Source organism: Pacificibacter sp. (genome assembly GCF_039769035.1).
In the GTDB taxonomy this organism is placed as follows: domain Bacteria; phylum Pseudomonadota; class Alphaproteobacteria; order Rhodobacterales; family Rhodobacteraceae; genus Celeribacter.
Genome location: NZ_JBDMZG010000118.1, coordinates 1 through 5,584, shown reverse-complemented (window position 1 = coordinate 5,584; position 5,584 = coordinate 1). Strand labels below are relative to the sequence as shown.

Annotated in this window: 5 protein-coding genes; 2 read left to right on the top strand and 3 right to left on the bottom strand. The window is 54.9% G+C overall.

Annotated elements, in window-relative coordinates:
* Both modA and ABF287_RS10690 read right to left on the bottom strand, forming a co-directional pair.
* On the bottom strand, positions 1 to 581 hold a 581-nt coding region (gene modA, locus ABF287_RS10695), incomplete at its 3' end, for a molybdate ABC transporter substrate-binding protein (RefSeq protein ID WP_347184995.1).
* A gap of 137 nt (positions 582 to 718) precedes the next feature.
* Positions 719 to 1,192, bottom strand: coding sequence for an Lrp/AsnC family transcriptional regulator (locus ABF287_RS10690; protein ID WP_347184994.1), 474 nt, complete (start codon positions 1,190 to 1,192; stop codon positions 719 to 721).
* 124 nt (positions 1,193 to 1,316) lie between these two features.
* Between ABF287_RS10690 and putA the strand changes: the two genes are divergently transcribed.
* Together putA and ABF287_RS10680 are read left to right on the top strand one after the other, a co-directional pair.
* Positions 1,317 to 4,784, top strand: a complete 3,468-nt coding sequence (putA, locus tag ABF287_RS10685) for a bifunctional proline dehydrogenase/L-glutamate gamma-semialdehyde dehydrogenase PutA (RefSeq protein ID WP_347184993.1) — start codon at positions 1,317 to 1,319, stop codon at positions 4,782 to 4,784.
* Positions 4,785 to 4,987: 203 nt separating this feature from the next.
* Positions 4,988 to 5,161: a hypothetical protein gene (locus ABF287_RS10680; protein ID WP_347184992.1), complete on the top strand. Its 174-nt coding sequence runs from the start codon at positions 4,988 to 4,990 to the stop codon at positions 5,159 to 5,161.
* A gap of 34 nt (positions 5,162 to 5,195) precedes the next feature.
* Here ABF287_RS10680 and ABF287_RS10675 read toward each other — a convergent pair whose 3' ends face one another.
* Positions 5,196 to 5,480 (bottom strand): LysR substrate-binding domain-containing protein, encoded by a 285-nt coding sequence (locus ABF287_RS10675; protein ID WP_347184991.1) that lies wholly within the window; start codon positions 5,478 to 5,480, stop codon positions 5,196 to 5,198.
* Positions 5,481 to 5,584: the final 104 nt, after the last annotated feature.

Sequence of the window (5,584 nt, the reverse complement as noted above, 5' to 3'; positions counted from 1 at the left end):
ACGCCCAATCGCGCCTCACCACGCGCGACGAGCGACAAGGCACTGCGCACATTATCAGTCTGCGCCACATGCGAGGCCAAATCTTCCCACAGCCCGAGCGAACTTAGCGCGGCTTTGCCATAAATCCCCGCAGGTACGGCGTCTACAAACCCCATCGCCAAAGGGGTCTCATCTAGAAAGTCTAAAACCGCATCGCTGTTAAACGGCACAGATGTCTGCCCCACAACAATAGGCGCGACCAAAACCAATTCATTGGTCAAAAGGGCTTTGCGCGTGTTGGGCTGCAAAAGATCTTGCGCCTCGTTCCAGTCCATCCAGTGCACATTGGCACTGATGAAAACATTCGCCGGCGCACCTCGTTCAATTTGGCGCGCCAATGTCGAAGACCCAGCGTATGAGACATTTATCGTATGCGCTGTGGCTTGTTCGAAATCTTGAGTAACGTCGTCCAAAGCCGCTTTGAGGCTGGCTGCAGCAAACACGGTTACTGTTTCAGCCCGCGCTGCACCACCCCCAAGCACCACAAGAACCGCCGCAATGGCAGTGCATGGGGTCCACAAAGATGAGAGGCGTTTGAGCATGGGATCCAATCAGACACGCGTGTTGAAAAAGCCCCCCATACATCGCAAGCCAAGTGCCTGTAGAGCAAGGCTTATTTGCCACAATAGACACCCACACCATAAACAATGTGTGTTGGAGGTGTCATCGAGCCCTTAGATCAAGCTGAGGTCAAAGGCGGGTTTGTTTGCTCGACCACCGTTTCCATGGCCACAAATGTCGACGTGGATTGAACATGCGGCAAGGTCGAAATGCGCTGTCCCATCACTTGTCGATAGGCTTCAATATTGCTGGTGCGCACCTTGAGCAAATAGTCGAACCCACCTGCAATCATGTGGCATTCGGCAACTTCTGGCACCTTTTTTACGGCATTGTTGAAGTCCAACAGCGCTTGCTCACGCGTGTCGTCCAATTTGACTTCCAAAAAGGCGATATGACTAAGCCCAAGCTGATTGGTCGAAAGGATCGCGCGATACCCTGTGATCAGCCCAACATCTTCCAAATGTTTGATGCGCGCGGCCACGGGTGTTTTCGAAAGACCGACTTTTTGGCTCAGCTGGGTCAATGAAATCCGCGCATCAGTGGTGAGCACGTCGAGAATCTTGCGATCATATCCATCGAGTTCTTTGTTCATTTCGACCTCAAATTGCGTGAATTACAGTTCAATTGACCTCATATATATCACAAATAGTCCAGAATGTGCATTAAAAAGGCAATAGAATAGGCAAAACCTCCACCTATTAGATCGGATTCGCCTTATGTCTGCCCTCTCCCCCAATGCGCTCGCTCTGCCTAAGGCCCTGTCCGAACATAAATTTAGACCAGAACAAGACGTTCTGGCCGATCTCATTGCGCAGGCCGATTTGCCCGAAGCACAACGGGCGCGCATTTCCGCCTCAGCTGCTGATCTGATCCGCCGCATTCGTAGCGAAGATTCCCCGACTTTGATGGAGCACTTCTTGGCTGAATACGGCCTTTCCACTCGTGAAGGCGTGGCCTTGATGTGTCTGGCCGAAGCCATGTTGCGCGTGCCAGATCGTGAAACCATTGATGACTTGATCGAAGACAAAATCGCGCCGTCTGACTGGGGCAGACACTTGGGCGAAGCCTCCTCTTCTTTGGTCAACGCCTCCACATGGGCATTGATGCTGACAGGGCGCGTGTTGGACGATTCCAAACCTGGGATTGCGGGTACTTTGCGCGGTGCGATCAAACGCCTTGGCGAACCAGTCATTCGCAACGCTGTTAAACACGGCATGCGAGAAATGGGTCGGCAATTTGTTCTGGGGCAGACGATTGAAAAAGCTCTGAGCAATGCGAAAACGCTGGAAAAAGCCAACTACACTTACAGCTATGACATGCTTGGTGAAGCGGCGATGACCAGTGAGGACGCGCAGCGTTATGCAGCGTCTTATGCCAACGCGATGTCCTCTATTACAGCGGCGTGCACCAAGGGGTCTGTACAAGCCAACCCAGGTATTTCTGTTAAATTGTCCGCTTTGCACCCGCGTTATGATGTGGCCAATGAAGCGCGTGTGATGGAAGAACTGGTGCCGATCGTGCGCGATCTGGCCCGCCAAGCCCGCGCGGCAGACATGGGCTTCAACATCGACGCAGAAGAACAAGACCGCTTGGTTTTGTCCCTCAAAGTCATTCGCGCTGTCTTGCAAGACCCTGAACTCGCAGGCTGGGATGGCTTTGGTGTGGTTGTACAAGCCTACGGGCGCCGCGCAAGCGTGACGATTGATTGGCTCTACACCACAGCGAAAACCTTGGATCGCAAGATCATGGTGCGCCTTGTGAAAGGGGCCTACTGGGACACAGAAATGAAACACGCGCAGGTCGAAGGCTTGGAAGATTTCACGCTCTTCACCTCAAAAACCGCGACAGATGTCAGCTACATCGCCAACGCTCAAAAGCTGTTGGGTTATGCCGATCGCATCTATCCTCAATTTGCCACGCACAACGCGCACTCCGTGGCCGCCATTTTGGATATGGCTGGCGAATTGGACGGCGTCGACTTTGAATTCCAACGTCTGCACGGCATGGGTGAACGGCTGCACGACATCGTTTTGCGGGGCGAAAAGACACGCTGCCGGATCTATGCGCCGGTTGGTGCACACCGCGATCTTTTGGCCTACTTGGTGCGCCGCTTGCTTGAGAATGGCGCGAATTCTTCGTTCGTTAACCAAATCGTCGATGAAACCGTCGCTCCAGAAGACATCGCACGCGATCCTTTTGCCGATCTGGCGACAGCCAAAGCACCCGCTGGCCTGCGCGCACCAAGTGACATTTTTGGTCAACGTCGCAACTCCAAAGGGTTTGATTTGACCGATGAAGTGACGCTTCAAACCATCGAGACCGCGCGCAGTGCTCCCCTGACACAAATAGCGCGTCCAATCACTGTGAGCGAGGCCACCGGCACCACCTTGGACGTGACCAATCCAACGACTGGCGAAGCAATCGGCACAGTTCTGAACGCCGACGCCGCAACCGTTGCGGCAGCGCTTGACGATGCCAAACCTTGGGATGCTCCGGCGTCTGAGCGCGCCGCTGTGTTGCGCAAAGCTGCGGATTTGTTCGAACGCGACTTTGGCGCGCTCTTTGCGGTTTTGGCCAAAGAAGCTGGGAAATCCTTGCCCGATGCAGTGGGTGAGTTGCGCGAAGCTGTTGATTTTCTGCGTTACTATGCGGACCAAGCCGAGACGATGGCGAACGCCAAGCCGCTTGGCATTATGACCGCCATTTCGCCTTGGAACTTCCCCTTGGCCATTTTCTCTGGTCAGGTCAGTGCGGCACTGGCTGTCGGCAATGCCGTTTTGGCCAAGCCAGCCGAGCAAACCCCCATCATCGCAACCATGGGCGTGGCCTTGATGCACGAAGCTGGCGTTCCGCGCAGCGCGTTGCAGTTGGTGACCGGTGAAGGGGCTGTCGTCGGCGCTGCACTGACATCTGATCCACGTGTTGGTGGTGTTGTATTCACTGGCTCAACAGCCACAGCATTGCGCATTCGCAAAACGATGGCGAACAACCTTGATGCGAGCGCGCCGCTGATTGCGGAAACAGGTGGTCTTAATGCGATGATCGTCGACAGTACTGCTTTGCCAGAACAGGCCGCGCGCGACATCGTGAACTCAGCATTCCAATCTGCAGGTCAGCGCTGTTCGGCCCTACGGTGTTTGTATGTTCAAGAAGACATTGCCCCGAGCCTGATCAAAATGATCAAAGGCGCGATGGACGAATTGAGCGTCGGCGACCCTTGGCTCTTGTCAACGGATGTTGGTCCCGTGATCGACACGGCCGCGCATCAGCAAATTTCTGACTATGTATCTGCTGCCAAATCAGATGGTCGCTTGCTCCATGCATTGAGCACGCCAGCCACCGGCACCTTTGTCGCGCCTGCCTTGATCAAAGTCGATGGCATCGGCGCGTTGGAACGCGAAGTGTTCGGGCCCGTTCTGCATGTGGCCACATTCAAAACCGAAGACCTTCACAAGGTGATCGACGATATCAATGCGACTGGATACGGCCTGACCTTTGGCCTGCACACACGTATCGATGGCCGCGTTCAGGCCGTGTCTGATCGCATCAACGCAGGCAACATCTATGTCAATCGCAACCAAATTGGCGCGGTTGTTGGCTCGCAACCTTTCGGGGGTGAAGGCTTGTCCGGCACGGGTCCGAAAGCTGGCGGTCCATTGTATTTGACGCGGATGTGCAAAACCGAGGCGCAAGCCCCGTGTGACGCATGGGCGGACGTGGCGAATGTTGCGGCCGTACAGGCGGGTATTGATGCAGCGCTTCAAGGTCAATCTCGTGCGCCGCTTAAGGTTCTCGACATGGCAGGCCCGACGGGCGAAGCAAACACCTTGTCGACACGCCCGCGCCCGCCCGTGCTCTGCCTCGGACCAAGCAAAGCAGCGCTTGAACAACAAGTGCGCGCAGTTGAGGCACACGGCGGCGCAGCTGTCGCGGTCGAGGGCACGTTGCTACCTGGCGCATTGGCCGCGCTCAAAGGGTTCTCTGCGGTGGTCTATTGGGGTGACAACGCGTCATCATACGCCAAGGCTTTGGCCAAACGCACGGGCGCTATTTTGCCGCTTTTGACCGGATTGCCTGATGAAGCGCACGTCACATTGGAACGTCACCTCTGCGTCGACACGACGGCAGCTGGTGGCAACGCTGCATTGCTTTCGGGCGATGCGCCGTCACATGAAACGGCATAAAGGCGCTCCCCTGCCAATCAACGGTCCAAAACAACCGTAAAAAGAGGTCGTTTCGCCCTAGGAATCGGTATGTCTGCGCAGTAACGTGCAGGCATACCGCTCATCTATACGATTACAGTATTCCTAATTTCACCTGCTTTTTGCAGTCTCTGAGGACGAATTCGACGATGAAACAAGTTCCAAAAGAAACAACAGACGAAGCCTTGATCCGTGAGTTTTTGGAAAAAGGTGGCAGCATCAGCAAGGGCAAAACCAAGCCAATGCCCAATGAACTGCGCATCAGCAACAATGCGTGGAACACCAAGCTGACCAAAGAAGAAAAAGCCGCTCAAGAGGCAGCAAAAGCGGCAGCAAAAGCCGACCTGCAGAAAAAGTAACTGACCAACGCGGCGCATATTGCAGCGCTGGCGCTTACACGCGGAGCAGCATGTCGACAAAGGCAGATACTTTGACGGGGCGAAACTTGGCCGCAGGGTAGACGGCGAAAACGCCGCCTTCGGGCACGGTCCAGTGCGGTAAAATCTGTGTCAGCGTGCCCTCGTGCAAATCCTTGCGGACCAAAAAGTCTGGCAAAATAGCAACCCCCGCACCGCCTTTCACGGCCTCCAAGATGGCAGGTGCGCTGTCGATTGAGAGCGTGTTTTCCATTGTCACAGAGACGCCTTGCTTTGCCTTGTTTTCAAACGACCACTGCAAAGGATTGGCCTGTACGTCGTCAGAGTTTTTGGGTCCAGAGGCTGCGTAATTTAGGCGAGTATCTGGCTCATCTGGTTGGTTGTATTATGCGGCGCGTGTGCTGT